Source organism: Streptomyces sp. NBC_00209, from assembly GCF_045206345.1.
Lineage (GTDB): Bacteria > Actinomycetota > Actinomycetes > Streptomycetales > Streptomycetaceae > Streptomyces.
On record NZ_CP108121.1, the window covers coordinates 6,649,795 to 6,667,856 of the forward strand.

The 18,062-nt window shown below is 73.8% G+C and carries 18 protein-coding genes; 13 read left to right on the plus strand and 5 right to left on the minus strand.

Annotated elements, in window-relative coordinates:
- The first annotated feature begins 11 nt into the window (after nt 1-11).
- From OG867_RS30080 to OG867_RS30105, 6 genes are all read left to right on the plus strand, one after another.
- Nucleotides 12-584 (plus strand): 2Fe-2S iron-sulfur cluster-binding protein, encoded by a 573-nt coding sequence (locus OG867_RS30080; protein ID WP_328898805.1) that lies wholly within the window; start codon nt 12-14, stop codon nt 582-584.
- Complete coding sequence (locus tag OG867_RS30085) at nt 581-1,567, plus strand: xanthine dehydrogenase family protein subunit M (RefSeq protein WP_328898804.1); 987 nt, start codon at nt 581-583, stop codon at nt 1,565-1,567. Before OG867_RS30080 ends, OG867_RS30085 begins: the two co-directional genes overlap by 4 nt.
- Nucleotides 1,568-1,585: 18 nt before the next feature.
- A complete protein-coding gene (locus tag OG867_RS30090; protein ID WP_328898803.1) occupies nt 1,586-3,685 on the plus strand; it encodes a xanthine dehydrogenase family protein molybdopterin-binding subunit in 2,100 nt (699 codons plus the stop codon).
- A 168-nt stretch (nt 3,686-3,853) separates the two neighbouring features.
- Entirely contained in the window at nt 3,854-4,381 is a 528-nt protein-coding gene (locus OG867_RS30095) for an ATP-binding protein (protein ID WP_328898802.1), read from the plus strand.
- Between the two features lie 180 nt (nt 4,382-4,561).
- Nucleotides 4,562-5,974, plus strand: a complete 1,413-nt coding sequence (locus OG867_RS30100; protein WP_406290150.1) for an NADP-dependent succinic semialdehyde dehydrogenase — start codon at nt 4,562-4,564, stop codon at nt 5,972-5,974.
- A gap of 44 nt (nt 5,975-6,018) precedes the next feature.
- Nucleotides 6,019-8,397 carry a phosphoketolase gene (locus OG867_RS30105; RefSeq protein ID WP_406290152.1) on the plus strand — a complete coding sequence of 793 codons (2,379 nt, stop codon included), beginning with the start codon at nt 6,019-6,021 and terminating at the stop codon, nt 8,395-8,397.
- 70 nt (nt 8,398-8,467) lie between these two features.
- Here OG867_RS30105 and OG867_RS30110 read toward each other — a convergent pair whose 3' ends face one another.
- A complete protein-coding gene (locus tag OG867_RS30110) occupies nt 8,468-9,583 on the minus strand; it encodes a chemotaxis protein (RefSeq protein WP_328898799.1) in 1,116 nt (371 codons plus the stop codon).
- Between the two features lie 150 nt (nt 9,584-9,733).
- Here OG867_RS30110 and OG867_RS30115 point away from each other — a divergent pair, with 150 nt between their 5' ends.
- Entirely contained in the window at nt 9,734-10,300 is a 567-nt protein-coding gene (locus OG867_RS30115) for a hypothetical protein (RefSeq protein ID WP_406290154.1), read from the plus strand.
- Nucleotides 10,301-10,333: 33 nt separating this feature from the next.
- On the opposite strand, the gene OG867_RS30120 is transcribed toward OG867_RS30115, so the two are convergent.
- The gene (locus tag OG867_RS30120) at nt 10,334-11,152 is read right to left on the minus strand and encodes an endonuclease (RefSeq protein ID WP_328898797.1); all 819 of its coding nucleotides are present in this window, start codon (nt 11,150-11,152) and stop codon (nt 10,334-10,336) included.
- 248 nt (nt 11,153-11,400) lie between these two features.
- Between OG867_RS30120 and OG867_RS30125 the strand changes: the two genes are divergently transcribed.
- Nucleotides 11,401-11,601: a hypothetical protein gene (locus OG867_RS30125; protein ID WP_328898796.1), complete on the plus strand. Its 201-nt coding sequence runs from the start codon at nt 11,401-11,403 to the stop codon at nt 11,599-11,601.
- Nucleotides 11,602-11,685: 84 nt separating this feature from the next.
- On the plus strand, nt 11,686-12,828 hold the full coding sequence (locus tag OG867_RS30130; RefSeq protein ID WP_328898795.1) for a methyltransferase: 1,143 nt from the start codon (nt 11,686-11,688) through the stop codon (nt 12,826-12,828).
- Here OG867_RS30130 and OG867_RS30135 read toward each other — a convergent pair.
- Both OG867_RS30135 and OG867_RS30140 read right to left on the minus strand, forming a co-directional pair.
- Complete coding sequence (locus tag OG867_RS30135; protein ID WP_406290157.1) at nt 12,818-13,735, minus strand: ADP-ribosylglycohydrolase family protein; 918 nt, start codon at nt 13,733-13,735, stop codon at nt 12,818-12,820. The genes OG867_RS30130 and OG867_RS30135 overlap by 11 nt on opposite strands.
- A 40-nt stretch (nt 13,736-13,775) precedes the next feature.
- Nucleotides 13,776-14,156, minus strand: coding sequence for an MFS transporter (locus OG867_RS30140; RefSeq protein ID WP_406290159.1), 381 nt, complete (start codon nt 14,154-14,156; stop codon nt 13,776-13,778).
- Between OG867_RS30140 and OG867_RS30145 the strand changes: the two genes are divergently transcribed.
- Nucleotides 14,140-14,631, plus strand: a complete 492-nt coding sequence (locus OG867_RS30145; protein WP_406290161.1) for a hypothetical protein — start codon at nt 14,140-14,142, stop codon at nt 14,629-14,631. The genes OG867_RS30140 and OG867_RS30145 overlap by 17 nt on opposite strands.
- Here OG867_RS30145 and OG867_RS30150 read toward each other — a convergent pair.
- A complete protein-coding gene (locus tag OG867_RS30150) occupies nt 14,603-14,794 on the minus strand; it encodes a hypothetical protein (RefSeq protein ID WP_406290164.1) in 192 nt (63 codons plus the stop codon). The genes OG867_RS30145 and OG867_RS30150 overlap by 29 nt on opposite strands.
- Here OG867_RS30150 and OG867_RS30155 point away from each other — a divergent pair.
- From OG867_RS30155 to OG867_RS30165, 3 genes are read left to right on the plus strand one after another with little or no spacing between them, the layout of a single operon-like run.
- A complete protein-coding gene (locus tag OG867_RS30155; RefSeq protein WP_406290166.1) occupies nt 14,793-15,014 on the plus strand; it encodes a hypothetical protein in 222 nt (73 codons plus the stop codon). The genes OG867_RS30150 and OG867_RS30155 overlap by 2 nt on opposite strands.
- Nucleotides 15,015-15,057: 43 nt before the next feature.
- Nucleotides 15,058-15,993 carry an oxygenase MpaB family protein gene (locus OG867_RS30160; RefSeq protein ID WP_406290169.1) on the plus strand — a complete coding sequence of 312 codons (936 nt, stop codon included), beginning with the start codon at nt 15,058-15,060 and terminating at the stop codon, nt 15,991-15,993.
- Nucleotides 15,975-18,017, plus strand: a complete 2,043-nt coding sequence (locus tag OG867_RS30165) for a protein kinase domain-containing protein (protein ID WP_406290171.1) — start codon at nt 15,975-15,977, stop codon at nt 18,015-18,017. The genes OG867_RS30160 and OG867_RS30165 overlap by 19 nt, the downstream gene beginning before the upstream one ends.
- The last annotated feature ends 45 nt before the right edge of the window (nt 18,018-18,062 follow it).

Here is an 18,062-nt window from a genome sequence, read left to right on the forward strand (position 1 = left end):
AGGTGTCGCGCGTGGATCCGGCCAGTTCGTGGGAGGGCGGCGCCGCAGAATCGCCGGCGCCCGGCGACCTCCCCTCCGCCACCCTGACCCTGCACATCAACGGCACCGAGCACACCGTCACCCTCGATCACCGCACCACCCTCCTGGACGCCCTGCGCCACCACCTGGACCTCACCGGGGCGAAGAAGGGCTGCGATCACGGCCAGTGCGGCGCCTGCACCGTCCTCGTGGACGGCCGCCGCGCCAACAGCTGCCTCCTGCTGGCCGTCGCCCACGACGGCTCGCGCGTCACCACGGTCGAGGGTTTGGCGGACGGCGACCGGCTGCACCCCCTCCAGGAGGCGTTCCTGGAACGCGACGCCTTCCAGTGCGGTTACTGCACACCGGGCCAGCTCTGCTCCGCCGCCGGCGTCCTCGCCGAGGCCGACTCCGGCCACCCCTCGCACGTCACCCCGCACGACGCACCCGTCGCCACCCCCGCCCGGCTCGGCCCGGAGGAGATCCGGGAGCGGATGAGCGGCAACCTCTGCCGGTGCGGCGCCTACCCGCGCATCGTCGAGGCCATCGAGGACGTGGCGTCGTGAAACCCTTCGCCTATCTGCGCGCCGATACCGTCACCGACGCGGTGCGCGCCTGCGCCGCCCACCCGGGCGCCAAGTTCCTCGGCGGCGGCACCAACCTGGTCGACCTGATGAAGCTCGGCGTGGAGACCCCCGGCATGCTGGTCGACGTCAGCCGGCTGCCGCTGGACCGGATCACGGACACCGCCGACGGGGGCCTGCGCATCGGCGCCACCGTACGCAACAGCGACCTGGCCGCCCACCCCGCCGTACGCACCCGCTACCCCGCCCTGTCGCAGGCCCTGCTGGCCGGCGCGTCCGGGCAGCTCCGCAACATCGCGACCACCGGAGGCAACCTCCTCCAGCGCACCCGCTGCCTCTACTTCCAGGACACGTCCAAGCCCTGCAACAAGCGCGAACCCGGCACCGGCTGCCCCGCCCGCGAGGGTGCCCACCGCGACCTCGCCGTCATCGGGCACTCCGAGGACTGCGTCGCCACCCACCCCTCCGACATGGCCGTGGCCCTCGCCGCGCTCGACGCGGACGTCGTGCTGCACGGGCCGGAGGGCGAACGGACCGTCCCGGTGACCGACATCCACCGGCTGCCCGGCGACAACCCCGACGCCGACACGGTCGTCCGGCCCGGCGAACTCGTCACCGACGTGACGCTGCCACCCCTGGCCGACGGCACGGTCTCCCTCTACCGCAAGGCCCGCGACCGCGCCTCGTACGCCTTCGCGCTGGCCTCCGTCGCCGCCGTCCTGCGGGTTCGCGACGGGCACATCGAGCACGCGGCCCTCGCGTTCGGCGGGCTCGCCCACCGCCCCTGGCGGGCCCGAGCCGCCGAGGAGATCCTGCGCGGCGCACCCGCCACCGACGCGACCTTCCTGCGGGCCGCCGACGCCGAGCTGGCCGGGGCCCGCCCGCTGCGCGACAACGCGTTCAAGGTCCGACTCGCCCGGCATCTGGCCGTCGACGCCCTCGCCGAACTCACCGCCCGCACCTGAAGAGCCGAGGATCCCGCCATGAGCCACGCCCCCCAGCCGCTCGGCGCGCCCGCCGTCCGCCGCGAGGGTCGCGCCAAGGTGACCGGCGCCGCGCGCTACGCCGCCGAACGCGGCCTGCCCGGCTGCCTGTACGCCTGGCCGGTGCCCGCCTCCGTGCCGTCCGGCCGGGTCACCGCCGTCCGCACCGTCGACGCCCTCGCCCACCCCGGCGTCCACAGCGTCCTCACCCACGACAACGCGCCGCGCCTGGCCGAGCCGGACGACCCGATCCTCGCCGTCCTCCAGGACGACCGGGTGCCCCACCGGGGCTGGCCCGTCGCGCTCGTCGTCGCCGACAGCCTCGCGAGTGCCCGGGCCGGCGCGGCCGCCCTGCACATCACCTACGAGACGACCCCGCACGACGTCGTGCTCACCGAGGACCACGCGGGCCTGTACACCCCGGAACAGGCCAACGGCGGCTACCCGGCCGTGCGTGAACGCGGCGACTTCGACCGGGCCTTCGAGGCGTCGCCCGTACGCGTGGACGCCACGTACACCCTGGAGGCGCTGCACAACCACCCCATGGAGCCGCACGCCTCGACCGCCCACTGGTCGCCCGACGGGCACCTCACCGTGTACGACTCCAGCCAGGGCGCCACCAAGGTGCGCGACAGCCTCGCCGCCGCCTTCGGTATCGGGGCCGACCGGGTCACCGCCGTCTCCGAACACGTCGGAGGCGGCTTCGGCTCCAAGGGCACCCCGCGCCCGCAGACCGTGCTCGCCGCGATGGCCGCCCTGCACACCGGCCACCCCGTCGAACTCGCCCTGCCCAGGCGGCAGCTGCCCGCGCTCGTCGGACACCGGGCGCCCACCGTGCAGCGCGTCAGGCTGGGCGCCGAGGCCGACGGCACCCTCACCTCGGTCGCCCAGGAGGTCATCACCCACACCTCCCGGATCAAGGAGTTCGTGGAGCAGGCCGCCGTCCCCGCCCGCGTCATGTACGGCTCACCGCACAGCCGCACCACGCACCGGGTCACCGCCCTCGACGTGCCCAGCCCGTCGTGGATGCGCGCCCCGGGCGAGGCCCCCGGCATGTACGCCCTCGAATCCGCCATGGACGAACTCGCGGCGGAACTGGGCGTCGACCCCGTGGACCTGCGGCTGCGCAACGACCCGGCCGAGGAACCCGACTCCGGCAAACCCTTCAGCAGCCGGGGCCTGGCCGCCTGTCTGCGAGAGGGTGCCGCGCGCTTCGGCTGGCAGGACCGCGATCCCGCCCCCGGCGTCCGCCGCGAGGGTGCCCTGCTGCTCGGCACGGGCGTCGCCTCGGCCACGTACCCCGTCTACGTCAGCGCGGGTCACGCCACCGCGCACGCGGCCCCCGACGGCACCTACCGGATCGCTGTCAACGCCACGGACATCGGCACCGGTGCCCGTACGGTCCTCGCGCAGATCGCCGCCGAGGTGCTGGGCGCACCGCTGGACGACGTGGCCATCGACATCGGCGACAGCGACCTGCCCGACGCCTCGCTGGCCGGCGGCTCGTCCGGCACCGCCTCCTGGGGCTGGGTCGTGCACAAAGCCGCCTCCGGGCTCGCGGAAGAGCTCGCCGCGCGCGGCGGGCCGCTGCCCGCCGAAGGGGTGACCGTCACCGCCGACACCATCGAGGAGACCGCCGAGCAGTCCCCGTACGCCCGGCACGCCTTCGGCGCGCACTTCGCCGAGGTCGCCGTGAACACCCGCACCGGCGAGGTCCGGGTGCGCCGGATGCTGGGGGTCTTCGCGGCCGGCCGCATCCTCAACTCCCGTACCGCGCGCTCTCAGTTCATCGGCGGCATGACCATGGGCATCGGCATGGCGCTCACCGAGGGCTCCACCATGGACCCGGTCCACGGCGACTTCACCGAGTGCGACCTCGCCTCGTACCACGTCCCCGTCTGCGCCGACGTGGCCGCCGTCGACGCGCACTGGATCGAGGAGGACGACCCCCACCTCAACCCCATGGGCAGCAAGGGCATCGGCGAGATCGGCATCGTCGGCGCCGCCGCGGCCGTCGGGAACGCCTTCCGGCACGCGACCGGAGTCCGGCTGCGCACCCTGCCCCTGACACCCGACCGGGTGCTCACCCATCTGGCCTGACGCGAAAGCGCCGGTCACCCCGGGTGCGCGGCCCGATATGTTGCGCGACCGGCCCAGCGGGGTCACCCTGTGGAGTGACCCAGAAGAGACATCTGCTCACTCTTCGTATTCGGGGGTCGTTGGTTCAACGAGGCGAAGTCGTGGGCCTCGATGTGAGGAGCCTCGACGATGACCGTTCCACTCGACCGGCACTATCTGGTCGAACTCCAGGTTTCCGCAGAGCGTGTGGACCAACTGCGACGCATAATCGCGGCCCACCTGCGCCACTGGAGTCTCGAACTCCACGTACGGCCCGTGTGCCGTGCCGTGGAGGAGCTGCTGACCAATGTCCACCGGCATGTCGGTGACGACAACCGCTGCGTCGTCGAACTCCGGTGGTCCGGACGGCATCTCACGGTCTCCGTCGCCGACAACGGCTCCGAGATGCCGCGACTGCTCCACGAGGGCGGCGGCCTGAGCCGGGTCATGGCCCTCAGCGACAGCTGGGGCACCTGCCGGACCTCCGAGGGCAAGGTCGTCTGGTTCACCCGGTACGCCCAGGAGCCGCAGCACATCGAGCTGGTGCCGCTGCCGCCGCTGCCCGGCGTCCGCGAGTCCCGCCGCCCGCCGGCCGCGGTCGCGGAGATCCCCGAGCCGGTCCCGGCCGCCGCCGACGAGACCGTCCCCGTCCCCGACGCCGCCCCGGCGCTCGTCTGAGACCTACGGCCCCGCCCCCGCAGCGCAGGCCCCCGGCCGGCGCGGATCGCATGTCCCGAGCATGCATGATCCGCGCCGGCCGGGTATGCGAGGGCGGGGGCTGCGCCGTGTCACGGCCCGCGTTGCGGGCGGACCCGCCGCGCGGCACGGTCGAAGTACCGAGGCAAGGAGGCCACAGTCATGCCCATCGCGACGGTCAATCCCGCGAACGGCGAGACGCTCAGGACGTTCGACGCGCTGAAGGACGACGAGATCGAGAAGCGGATCGCCGCGGCCGACGCCGCCTTCCGCGCGTACCGCACCACCACGTTCGCCGAACGGGCCCGGCTGCTCAACCGCGCCGCCGACCTCCTGGACGAGGACCAGCAGGACATCGCGCGCACCATGACCCTGGAAATGGGCAAGCCCGTCACGGCCGCCCGTGCCGAGGCCGCGAAGTGCGCCAAGGCGATGCGCTGGTACGCCGCCCGCGCTGAGGAACTGCTCGCCGACGAGCACCCTTCCGCCGCCGATGTGAAGGACTCCGGCGCGGTGCGCGCGTACGTCCGCTACCGGCCGCTCGGCCCGGTCCTCGCCGTGATGCCGTGGAACTTCCCGCTGTGGCAGGTCGTGCGCTTCGCCGCCCCCGCCCTGATGGCCGGTAACACGGGCCTGCTGAAGCACGCGTCGAACGTGCCGCAGACCGCGCTGTACCTCGGCGACCTCTTCCACCGCGCCGGCTTCCCGGCCGGCTGCTTCCAGACCCTGCTGGTCGGCTCCCAGGCCGTCGAGGGCATCCTGCGCGACCGCCGGGTGGCCGCCGCGACGCTCACCGGCAGCGAACCGGCCGGCCGCTCCGTCGCCGCCATCGCCGGTGACGAGGTCAAGCACACCGTCCTCGAACTCGGCGGCAGCGACCCCTACCTGGTCCTGCCCTCGGCGGACGTCGCCAAGGCCGCCCGCACCGCCGTCACCGCCCGCGCCCAGAACAACGGCCAGTCGTGCATCGCCGCCAAGCGGTTCATCGTGCACACCGAGGTGTACGAGGAGTTCGCCGAGCGCTTCACCGTCGGCATGCGCCAGCTGACCGTGGGCGACCCGCTGGAGGAGTCCACCGACGTCGGGCCGATCGCCATGGAACAGGGCCGCGCGGACCTCGCGGAGCTGGTGGACGACGCGGTGAGCCGAGGCGCCGAGGCGCTGTGCGGCGGCGGACGCCCCGAGGGCCTGGGCGGCGGCCTGGAGAACGGCTGGTTCTACGCGCCCACCGTCCTCGCCGGCATCACACCCGAGATGCGCATCCACCGCGAGGAGACCTTCGGCCCGGTCGCCACGCTGTACCGCGTGGACAGCCTGGACCAAGCCGTCGAGGTCGCGAACGACACCTCCTTCGGGCTCAGCTCGAACGTCTGGACCCGGGACGCCGACGAGGCCGACGCCTGCGTCCGGGACCTCCAGGCCGGCGGTGTCTTCTTCAACGGCATGACCGCCTCCCACCCCGCGCTGCCCTTCGGCGGGGTGAAGCGCTCGGGCTACGGGCGCGAGCTCGCCGGACACGGCATCCGCGAGTTCTGCAACGCCACCACCGTCTGGTACGGCGCCGAGCCCCGGTGACCGTGCGCGCGACGCCCCCGAACCCGCCCCGCCGAGAGGTGACCATGAGCGACGCCCCACCGCCGCCCGGCCCGTCCGACCAGGAACTCGACGCGCTGGACGCGCACTGGCGGGCCGCCAACTACCTGGCCGTCGGGCAGATCTACCTGAGGGACAACCCCCTGCTGACCCGGCCGCTGGCCCCGGAGCACATCAAGCCCCGGCTGCTCGGCCACTGGGGCACCTCGCCCGGGCTCAACCTCGTGTACACCCACCTCAACCGCCTCATCGGCGCGCGCGGAACACCGGCACTGTGCATCTGGGGCCCCGGCCACGGCGGGCCCGCCGTCCTCGCCGGCTCCTGGCTGGAGGGCAGCTACTCGGAGGCGTACCCGGACGTCAGCAGGGACGCGGCGGGCATGGGCCTGCTGTTCAAGCAGTTCTCGTTCCCCGGCGGCGTCCCCAGCCACGTCGCCCCCGAGACCCCCGGCTCCATCCACGAGGGCGGCGAACTCGGCTACTCCCTCGCCCACGCCTACGGCGCCGCCCTCGACCACCCCGAACTGCTGGTCACCTGCGTCATCGGCGACGGCGAGGCGGAGACCGGACCGCTCGCCGGGTCCTGGCACGCCAACAAGTTCCTCGACCCCGTCCACGACGGGGCCGTCCTGCCGGTCCTCCACCTCAACGGCTACAAGATCGCCAACCCCACGGTCCTCGCCCGCCTCCCGCACACCGAGCTCGACGCGCTGCTGCGCGGCTACGGACACGACCCGCTCTACGTGGAGGGCGACGAACCACGCGCCGTGCACCGGGCGATGGCCCTCGCCATGGACCGCGCCGCCGACCGCATCGCGGAGATCCAGGCGGCCGCCCGCACCGGCGGCGACACCGAACGCCCGCGCTGGCCGATGATCGTGCTGCGCACCCCGAAGGGCTGGACCGGGCCCGCCGAGGTCGACGGGCTGCCCGTCGAATCCACCTGGCGCGCCCACCAGGTCCCGCTCCCCGGCGTCCGCGACAACCCGGACCACCTGCGCCAACTGGAGGCGTGGATGCGGTCCTACCGGCCGGACGAGCTCTTCGACGCGGAGGGCCGCCCCACCGCACAGGTGCTGGCCTGCGTCCCCGAGGGCGCCGCCCGCCTCGGCGCGTCCCCGTACGCCAACGGCGGCCTGCTCCTGCGCGACCTGCCCGTCCCGGACCTCGACGGCTACGCCGTCCCCGTGGACCGCCCCGGCACCACACTCCGCGAGCCCACCCGCGTCCTGGGCGGTCTCCTCGAAGCGGTCATGGCGGCGACGGCGGACCGCAGGGACTTTCGGCTCGTCGGACCCGACGAGACGGCCTCCAACCGGCTCGACGCCGTCTACGAGGCCAGCGGCAAGGCATGGCAGGCCCGCACCCTCCCGACCGACGAACACCTCGCCCGGGACGGCCGGGTCATGGAGGTCCTGTCCGAGCACCTGTGCCAGGGCTGGCTGGAGGGCTATCTGCTGACCGGGCGGCACGGGCTGTTCTCCTGCTACGAGGCGTTCGCGCACATCGTGGACTCGATGGTCAACCAGCACATCAAGTGGCTGCGCACCTCGCGCCGCCTCGCCTGGCGCCGCCCCATCGCCTCGCTCAACTACCTGCTCACCTCGCACGTCTGGCGCCAGGACCACAACGGCTTCTCGCACCAGGACCCGGGCTTCGTGGACCACATCCTCAACAAGAGCCCCGAAGTCGTACGCGTCTACCTGCCGCCCGACGCCAACACCCTGCTCTCCGTGGCCGACCACGCCCTGCGCAGCCGGGACTACGTCAACGTCATCGTGGCCGGCAAGCAGCCCGGCTTCGACTGGCTCACCCTCGACCAGGCCCGGGTGCACTGCGCGCGCGGTGCCGGTCTCTGGGAGTGGGCGGGCACGGAGGACGGCAGCCGCGAGCCCGACGTCGTCCTCGCCTGCGCCGGTGACGTACCCACGCTGGAGACCCTGGCGGCAGCCCAGCTGCTGCGGCGCCATCTGCCGGAGCTGGCGGTGCGGGTGGTCAACGTGGTCGACATGGCCCGGCTCATGCCGCACTCCGAGCACCCGCACGGCATGCCGGACTCCGAGTACGACGCGCTGTTCACCCGGGGCAAGCCGGTCATCTTCGCGTACCACGGCTACCCGTGGCTGATCCACCGGCTGGCCTACCGCCGCGCCGGCCACGGCGAGCTGCACGTGCGGGGTTACAAGGAGGAGGGCACGACCACCACGCCCTTCGACATGGTCGTCCGCAACGACCTCGACCGCTACCGGCTGGTCATGGACGTCATCGACCGGGTCCCCGGCCTGGGCGTACGCGCCGTGGCGGTGCGTCAGGAGATGGCGGACACCCGCACCCGCCACCACGCCTGGATCCGCGAACACGGCACCGACCTGCCCGAGGTCGCCGACTGGACCTGGGAGGGCTGACCCGCCCCAAGGCGTACGGTGAGGGCCCGGACGGAATCCCGTCCGGGCCCTCACCGCGTACCGCGCGGGCTCAGAAGCGCAGTTCGGCCGCGATGCGGCCGTGCCCCTTGAGCGAGTCGTCCGCGACGAAGAACACCTCCGCGCCGCTGTCCAGCGCCGCCTCCACCAGCTCGTCCACGACGTCCTCGCGGACGCTCGCGTCGGACGGGTCCACCACATCGTCGGTCACCGGCTTCAGGTGCTCCTGGTCGACCCGTACCGTCTGCTGGTAGTGCTCCTCCACGGCCACCAGGCCGGCGCGGCCCTCGTGCACCGCGGCCCACACCTCGTCCAGACCACCGGCGAACGCCTTGCGGCCGCGCGCCGCGTCCAGCCGCCCCTCGATCTCCTTCGCGAAGTGCTCGCGGCGGGCGTCCAGGGCCGGGCGCAGCTCGGTGAGCAGGTCGCGGGGCGCGTTGTCGGCGGGCGCGCCCTTGGTGACCCGGCCGACCGCGTCCTTCGCGCACTCGCTGACCTCGTCGAACAGGGCGAGCGCCGGCGCGATGCCCACCAGGTACAGCGGGCGGGGGTCGGTGGCCAGGACGGCGCGCAGCTTCTCGTCCACCGTGCGCAGGAAGTTCCGGGTGTCCTCGCTGGCGAAGTTGCTCGCCGTGTCCCCGATCCGCTCCATGCGCTGCGGGTTGAACTCCTCGCGCGGGGCGGCCAGCGGGAAGCCGTCGACGTGGGCCTCCTGCGCGGACTCGGTGGTGCCGCTGAAGAGGGCGGCGTGGTCGGCGGCCACGGTCAGCGCCCAGAAGGGGCGGGCCTGCGCCTTCGCGGCGACCAGGTTGCGGGTGAGGTAGCTGTCGCTCAGCACCACCCGTTCGGGTGCGGTACGCGGCAGCCGCCAGATCTGGTACTCGTCGGCGGTGGCGAGGAGCACGAGCGCGTCCAGGGCCCGGCGCTGGTCGAGTTCGCCGGCCGCGCGGTCGAGCTGCCGCTTGATCGCGGCGCACGCCTCCCGGTCGGCCTGCGGATCGGCTTCCAGCCGGTTGTGGGCCTCGGACAGCAGGTTGCGCAGCCGTACGGCGTCCTGGGCGTTGTCCGGGGCGCGCCGGTGGGTCGGCATGGTCAGGGACAGGGCCGGATAGGGCCTGGTCCGGCGGAGCTCCTGCAGCAGGCCGGCGGTCAGGGCGTCCGTGTCCATCAGTTCCCTCCCGGGGAATTGCGCGCACTGCGTGCGGGGCGGGTGATTCAACGAGTCAATTCATACCTTTTGATCCTAATATGGGCGAGTTGGTCATCCCGGGTGCGGGAAGCACCGCTTCCCCGTGCCCGCTTCGTGGACGGAGCGTTTGTGAACCGGACCGGCCCCGCGCGGCGTCCCTTCCGAGGCCGCGTCATCCGCGGTCTGACCCCCGCCGCGGTCGTCGCGGTGCTCGTCGCCGGGGCGGCCGCCTGCGGCGACTCCGACACCCCGTCGGCGGGTGCGGCCAGAAGCACCCGCACGATCTCCGCCGAACCGACGGCCAGCCCGAGCCCGGCCCGTGGCGAGCGCACCCAGGACGAGTTCGCCGCCTCGGTGTCCGCCGACGCCGAGCGCAACCGGCAGAAGGCCGTGGCGACCCTGAAGGGCGTCGACGGCAAGGGCGACGCGAGGGACGACGTCTCCGTCAACGGCATCGCGGTCCAGCCCGGGGAGCGGTTCCGCAGCGCCCTGGTGCGGGTGACCAACCGGAGCGGCGAGGAGGCGTTCTTCGCGGTGCGCGTCGAGTTCGTGGACGCGTCGGGCACGGTGCTGGACTCCGTGGTGCTCGGCTTCCCGGACGCGCCGACCGACAAGACCGTCAGTCAGCACGCCAACAGCCGCAAGGCCGCCGGCGTCAAGTCGTTCCCCCGGATCGCCCAGGCGGAGCGGAGCTGACGGCCGACGGCCGGTGTCAGAGGCGCGGGTCCGTCACCAGATGGCCTCCACCCACTCGGGGTGGTCCACGAACGGGTTCCGGTTGTGCTGGTAGTCCTCGTATATGACGTCGTTGCGCCGCTTCTCGAAGGCGTCCGGCGGGTCCTGCTCGCTCCATGTCTTGAGTACGGAGAGCCGGCCGATGTGCGGTGAGGAACCGTTGGACACGCTGTCGTTGGGTTCCAGGTCGGGGAACGCGTCGTCGCCCTCGTAGCGCACGGCCATGTAGAGGATCATCCGCGCCACGTCGCCCTTGACGGCGTCGCGCGGTTCGAAGGAGTCGGAGTCGGTGTAGTTGCCCGGGGCGTCGCCCAGTTCCGTACCGCCGTTGTCGAAGTCCTTGTTCCCGCGCGTGGAGTTGACCTGGACGTCGGACGGGCGCAGGTGGTGGATGTCGGTGCCGGGGCCGGTGGCCGTGCCGAAGTCGCCGTGGGACTTGGCCCAGACGTGCTCGCGGTTCCACTGGCCGACGCTGCCGCCGTTGTCGCTCTTCGGCTCGGAGCGCCCGGTGTACAGCTCGATGATGTTCGAGGAGTCGGCCGGGTCCTCGTCGGTGTCCTTCAAGGCGTCCCAGACCTGGCTGTAGGTGAGCCTGCTCTGGTCGCTGATGATCGTGTGCAGGGCGCTCTTCAGCGCGGCGCCGGTCTTGCCGGTCGCGTCCTCGTAGTACGTGTCGTCCAGCGCGGAGAGCGCGGAGGCGGCGGTGGGCGGTGGCGTCGGGAGGGGGGCGGCGGCGGCCGTGCCGCTGAACACCACGAGGGCGGCGAGCGCGGCGGGCAGTGCGTGGCGCGCGGGAAGGTGACGACGGGACATGTGGGGTGTCCTCTCCGGGAATACGCGCACCGCGGCGCCGTCACGGGGTGGGGGACGGCTCCGCGGTGGTCGTGTCCGCTATGTGTACGCGGGAGCCTTCCATGCGGACCGTCACGATGTGTGAACCCCGCGTATCTATCATGTGCAGGTCAAGTGAGGGCCCGGAACCCGTCCCGGAACCCCGCCCCGGTCTCGGATGCGGGAGCGCCGGGGGCGGGCGAGAATGACGGGAAGGACAAGGAGGCGGCATGAGCGACGAGTCCGATTCCGTATCCAGTACCCGGGGCCTGACTCCGGACGACCTCTTGCACACCGGCGCCACGGACAACCCGTCCGCCGAGGACCTGGTGCTCGCGTCCGGGCGGGACCTGACCCCGGCGAACCTCGCGTGGGCGGAGCGCACCCTGGCCAGGGAGGGCCGGGCGGCCATGGACAAGCGACTGCCGTAGCCGGCGGTACGGCGCGGCGGCCGCGGCCGCCGCGCCCGCCGCGGGTACGGGCGCCGGGCGCCGCTCGGTTAGCCTGAACGCACAATGAACCGTTTGACGACGTCAGAGGCCGGATACGACCTCGCCCGCTTCCCCGAGGACCCCCGCGACCCGTTCCGTGCCTGGGACGCGGCCGACGCCTATCTGCTCCAGCACCTGGAGGAGGCGGTCGACGTCTCGGGGAACGTCGTCGTGCTCGGCGACCGCTGGGGCGCCCTGAGTACGGTCCTGGCCGCGCACCACCCCGTACAGATCAGCGACTCCTACCTCGGGCAGCGGGCCACCGCCGCGAACCTGGAGCGGAACGGGCTGCCCGCCGGTGCGGTGCGCCTGCTGTCCCCCCGTGACACCCCGCCGGACCGCGTCGACCTGCTCCTGGTACGCGTACCCAAGAGCCTCGCGCTCCTGGAGGACCAGCTCCACCGCATCGCGCCCGCCGTGCACGCCGGCACGGTCGTCGTCGGCACCGGGATGGTCAAGGAGATCCACACCTCCACGCTCAAGCTGTTCGAGCGCATCATCGGCCCGACCCGGACCTCGCTCGCCGTCCGCAAGGCCCGGCTCATCCACAGCACCCCGGACCCCGCCCTGCCCCGCACCCCCAGCCCCTGGCCGCTGCGTTACGAGCTGCCCCCGCACGCCGGGGCGGCCGCCGGGCGCACCGTCACCAACCACGCCGGGATCTTCTGCGCCGACCGGCTCGACATCGGCACCCGCTTCTTCCTCACGCACCTGCCGGACCGCAGCGGCCCCGACCGGGTCGTGGACCTCGGCTGCGGCAACGGCGTCCTCGGCCTCGCCGCCGCCCTCGCCAACCCCGAGGCCACCCTCACCTTCGTCGACGAGTCGTACCAGGCCGTGGCATCGGCCGAGGCGACCTTCCGCGACAACACCGGGCCGGACGACCGGGCCCGCTTCGTCGTCGGGGACGGCCTGGCCGGCGCCGAGCCCGGGAGCGCGGACCTGGTCCTCAACAACCCGCCGTTCCACTCCCACCAGGCCACCACCGACGCGACCGCCCGGACCATGTTCCACGGAGCCCGGCACGCGCTGCGCCCGGGCGGCGAGCTCTGGGTGGTCGCCAACCGGCACCTGGGTCACCACACCACCCTGCGCCGGGTCTTCGGCAACTGCGCGACGATGGCGGGCGACCCGAAGTTCGTCGTCCTGCGCGCGGTCAGGCGCTGAGCGCCGCCCACTCCGGCAGCGGCTCGCGGGCCGTGTGCCAGGCCGGGGGCAGGGCGGCTACGCCGGTACGGGCGGCGATCACGCCTCCCGCGATGGCGCAGGTGGTGTCGATGTCACCGCGTCCCGCCACCGTGCGCCACAGCCCCTCCTCCAGGTCGTCCAGGTGCCCCGCCGCACACCACAGCGCGAAGGGGACGGTGTCGGGCCCGGACATCCGGTAGCCGGAGCCCAGGACCTCCGCCGCGTGGCGGACCGAGGTGTGGGCGGGCATCCGGGACGCGATGCGGATGCCCGAGCGCACGTCGCTGTCGGACAGGTGCGCGGCGACCTCCTGGAGGAACACGGCACGCTCGGGCGCCGGAGCGCCCCGGCCGCGCACGGCCAGCGCCGCGGCGACGGCGACCGCCACCGCCCCGGCGGCCGCCTCCGGGTGGTGGTGCGAGACCGCGCTCTGGCGGGCGGCCTGCTCGACGGCCGTGTCCAGGTCGCCGGCGTGCCACGCACCGAGCGGGGCGGCGCGCATCGCCGCCCCGTTGCCCCAGGAGCCCATGCCCTCGAACTGCTCGGTCACCAGCTCCTGCCAGGGCTCGCCCGCGCCGATCCGGCGCAGCACGTCGTGCATCGAGGCCCCGTAGCCGCGGTGCGGGTCGGCGGCGTACTCCTCGGCCAGGCGCCGGGCGAACCGGTCCTGGTCCACGGTGCCGTCGCCCTCGGCGAGTTCGCGGACCAGGACCAGCGCCTGCGCGGTGTCGTCGCTCCACCGCCACACGGGTTCCTGAGGCAGCGTCCGCGCCTCCAGGGGCTCGGGACCCTCGCGGCGCAGGATGCCGAACCAGCGGTCGCCGAAGGCGTCACCGAAGGCCAGCCCGGCCAGTGAGTCGAGTGCGGGGACGGGTGCGTCGGTCATCGGAGCAGTATGACAAGCCGGGTGCTCCGCCCGCTTGGGCTCAACCCGCTTGATTCGCCGCCCCGCGCCGCGCGGCGGCCGCCGCCACGGCCGCGCCCGCGGAGAGCAGCGCGCACAGCAGCCAGACCGCGACGTACCCGGACTCGCTCACCGCCTCCTGGGTGTCGGAGACGGGGCTCCCGGTCTCCGACGCCGGGGTCGCCAGGATGACCGCGACGACCGCTCCGGCGACCGCCCCGCCCAGAGTCTTGACGTTGTTGTACAGGGCCGTGGTGATCCCCGTACGGGAGGGGGCACCGGCCTCCGCGATCACCGTGGGCAGCGCGCCGAGCGCCACGCCGATCCCGGCGCCCGCGAGCACCTTGGCCACCACCAGCTGCCAGATCGCCGTGTGGAACGCGGCGGTGGCCAGGAAACTCACGCCGATCAGCCGCCTGGACGCCGACCGGGCGCTCGCCCACCGGTGCGAGGTGGCGCGGTCGCTCTCCGGCTGGCCGGTCTCGGTCTCGTACTGGGCGGCGGTGCCGCAGAGCCGGGCGCCGCAGCTCGCGAAGAGCATCAGCCAGATCCGCGAGATCCGGCTCTGCGCCTCGCTGACCGGCCCGCACAACCTGCTCCTGGCCGCCTGGCTGCGCTCGGTGGACGACATCGGCGCCTTCGAGTCCCGGCTCACCGCCCGCCACCCCGAACTGACGGTGGCCGACCGGGCGCTCACCCTCTGGCCGATGAAACTCGCCGGCCACCTCCTCGACCCGCGGGGCCGCCACCTGCGAGCCGTCCCCCTGACCAGCTGGGAGGGCGCGCACTCCGACACCGCGGAGGCGGCCCTCCTGGACCGCCTCCGGACACCGCCGGCCCGCCAAGACTTCACTGCGCCCCGCGCGCGAACCGGGTGAAGTACGCGAGCGCCGAGAAGTCGTCCACCGCCTCGCGGCCGGCGATCTCGTCGATCGCGGCGCCCTGGAGCAGCCGCTTGACCGGCGCCTCCAGCTTCTCGCTGCACGACGAGTTCGACCTGCTCGCCGAGGCCGGTCTCGCCCCGCCGGCCATCCTGCGCATGACGACGACCGAGCCCGCCCGGTTTCTCGGCGAGGCGGGGTCGTCCGGACGCGTCGCCCCCGGCATGCCCGCCGGCCTGGTGCTCCTCGCCGAAAACCCGCTGACGGACCACACCGCGCTGCGCCGGATCGCCGGGGTGCTGCGGGAGGGCTCCTGGTGGTCCCGCGCCGACCTCGGTACCGTGCTGGAACGCGTCGCCGCCGCGCCCGGCGCCCGCTGACGTCCGCACCGGCCGGAACGCCCCTGGCGGGAGGGACACGTACATGACGGAAGCCGACCCCGGGCTCTTCGGACCCGCATCGGTCACCTGGCAGCTGCACGGCGACCCGATGATGTGGATCGCCGGGGTGCGGGCCCTCTACCTCCAGGCGCTCCACCCCCTCGCCGTGCGCGGCGTGATGCAGAACTCCGACTTCCGCGAGGACGCCTGGGGCCGGCTCATGCGCACGGCGGACTTCGTCGGCACCATCACCTACGGCACCACCGAAGCCGCCGAGAAGGCGGGCGCCCGGGTCCGGAAGATCCACGCCCGCCTGAAGGTCACCGACCCGGCGACCGGGACCATCCACGGCGTGGACGAGCCCGAGCTGCTGCTGTGGGTGCACTGCGCCGAAGCCGACTCCTACCTCCAGGTCCTGCGCCGCTCCGGCTACCCGCTCACCGCCCGGCAGGCCGACCAGTACCTCGCCGAACACCGGCACGGCGCCCGGCTCGTCGGCCTCGACCCGGAGGACGTGCCCGCGACGACCGCCGAAATGGCCGACTACTTCGCCCGGATGCGGCCCCGGCTCGCCCGGACCCCGGAAGCGCTGGACGTCGACAGCTTCCTGCGCCGCCCGCCCGTGCCCCCGCTCCTCGTCCCCGTACGCGCCCTGCTGTGGCGGCGCGTCGCCACCCTCGCGTACCAGTCGCTGCCGCCGTTCGCCCAGGAGCTGTACGGGAGGACGGCGCCGCCGCCCGCCGCCGTGGACCGCCGGCTGCGCGCCGCCGGGGTGCTCCTGCGCGCCGTCCCCGCACGGCTGCGCCGGCGCCTTCCGCCCGGTCACATCAAGAACGCGATGGCGCGGCTCGGACCCGGCAGCCGCCCCACCCCGTACACACTGAAGAGGCAGGCAGCCATACTGGACGCACCTGGGAGGGTGCGGCGACAGCGGGCTGAACGACGGGGGCGGCAACAGGGATGGCGGAAACCAGGCTGATCCAGAGCCGGTACCGGCTGCTCGACCTGATCGGTCGCGGCGGCATGGGCGAGGTGTGGCGCGCCCGCGACGAGGCGCTGGGCCGCCAGGTCGCCGTGAAGTGCCTCAAGCCGATGAGCGCCCAGCACGACGAGGACCACACGCGCATCGTCCGCGAACGCTTCCGCCGCGAGGCCCGGGTCGCCGCCGCCCTCCAGCACCGGGGCGTGACCGTCGTCCACGACTTCGGCGAGTACGAGGGCGTGCTCTACCTCGTGATGGAGCTGCTGGACGGCCGCAACCTCAGCCAGCTCCTGGAGGACAACGAGCAGCACCCGCTGCCCGTGGACGACATCGTGGACATCGCCGAACAGGTCGCGGACGCCCTCGGTTACACCCACCAGCAGGGCATCGTCCACCGCGACCTCAAGCCCGCCAACATCATGCGGCTGTCCGACGGCACGGTGAAGATCTGCGACTTCGGGATCGCCCGGCCGGGCCACGGCATCCCGGTCACCTCCCGGCTCACCGGCGTCGGCATCGCCATGGGCACCCCGCACTACATGTCGCCGGAGCAGATCAGCGGCGGCCAGGTCGACCACCGCAGCGACCTCTACTCGCTGGGCTGCGTGCTGTACGAGATCGCCACCGGGGCCCCGCCCTTCGACCTGGAGGACTCCTGGGGCATCCTCGTCGGCCACCGCGACACCCCGCCCGAGCCGCTGCGCTCCCACCGCGCCGAACTCCCCGGGTTCTTCGACCGGGTCGTCCTCGACCTGCTCGCCAAGACCCCCGAGGAACGCCCGGCCGACGCCCACGACCTGCGCCGCCGCATCGCCGTCGGCCGCACCGGCGAGCAGCCCTTCCTCGGCCCGGCCGGCGAGGCGCCGCCCGCCCCCGTCACCCTCTCCGGCCCGACGCCCGCCCCCGCCGCGCCGCTGCCCGCCTGGGCGCACACGATGACCGGCGGTCACAAGGCGACGGGCGCGGTGACGCCACCCGACCACTCGGCGGGACTCACCCTCGCCTGGACCACCGGAACCGCCCCACCCGACCGCCAGGCGCCGAGCCCCGGCCGCACCCGCAAGGAGCGGGCCGAGAACGCGCTGCGCGAGTTCGGCCGCATCGCCGAGGACCGCGCCGGCGCCCTCGGCCCCGAGCACAGCGAAACGCTTGCCGCCCGGCAGCAGATGGCGTACGCGCTCGGCCGCCTCGGCCGGCACACCGAGGCCCACGAACTGCACGCCGCCGTGCTCGCGTCGCGGGAGCGCGCGATGGGCCCCGACCACCCCGACACCCTGCGCTGCCGCCACAACCTGGCCTTCAGCCTCAGCAGACTGGGGCGCCTGGAGGAGGCGTACCGCATGGCCCGCGACGTGGCCGCCGCCCGCGCCAGGGTGCTGGGGACCGACCACCCGGACACCCTGGTCACGCTCTACGAGGTCGGCTACACGCTGGGCCGCCTCGGGCGCTGGACGGAAGCCCTGCACACGTACCGCCAGGTCGCCGAGGCACGGACCCGGCTGCTCGGCTCCGACCACCCGGACACCCTCGCCACCCGTTACGAGGTCGGCATCAGCCTGGGCCGCCTCGGCCGCAGCGCCGACGCCCTGGAGCTGTACCGCGCGCTCGTCGCCGACCGCACCCGGGTCAACGGCCCCACCGACCCGGAGACCCTGCGCGCCCGCCACGGACTGGGCGTCAACCTCGGCCGGCTGGCCCGCTGGGACGAGGCCCTGGCCGAGGCGCAGGCGGTGTGCGGCGCCCGGGAACACGCCCTGGGCCCCGATCACCCCGACACCCTCGTCAGCCGCCGCGAGGTCGCCGTCGCCCTCGGCTGGCTGGGGCGCTGGACGGACGCGCTCGCCGTGTACCGGCAGGTCGCCGACGCCCGGACCCGGCTGCTGGGACCCGCCCACCCGGACACGCTCGCCGGCCGCGACGACGAGGCGCACTGCCTCGAACAGCTGGGCCGCGCCCGCGAGGCCGCCGACCTTTACCGCGAGGTGGCGGCGCTCCGGCAGCGCGGCCACGCGCCGGCCTGACGGAGGCCGGGTACGCCGGAGCGGGGCGGGCGGCCGGGCCCGCCC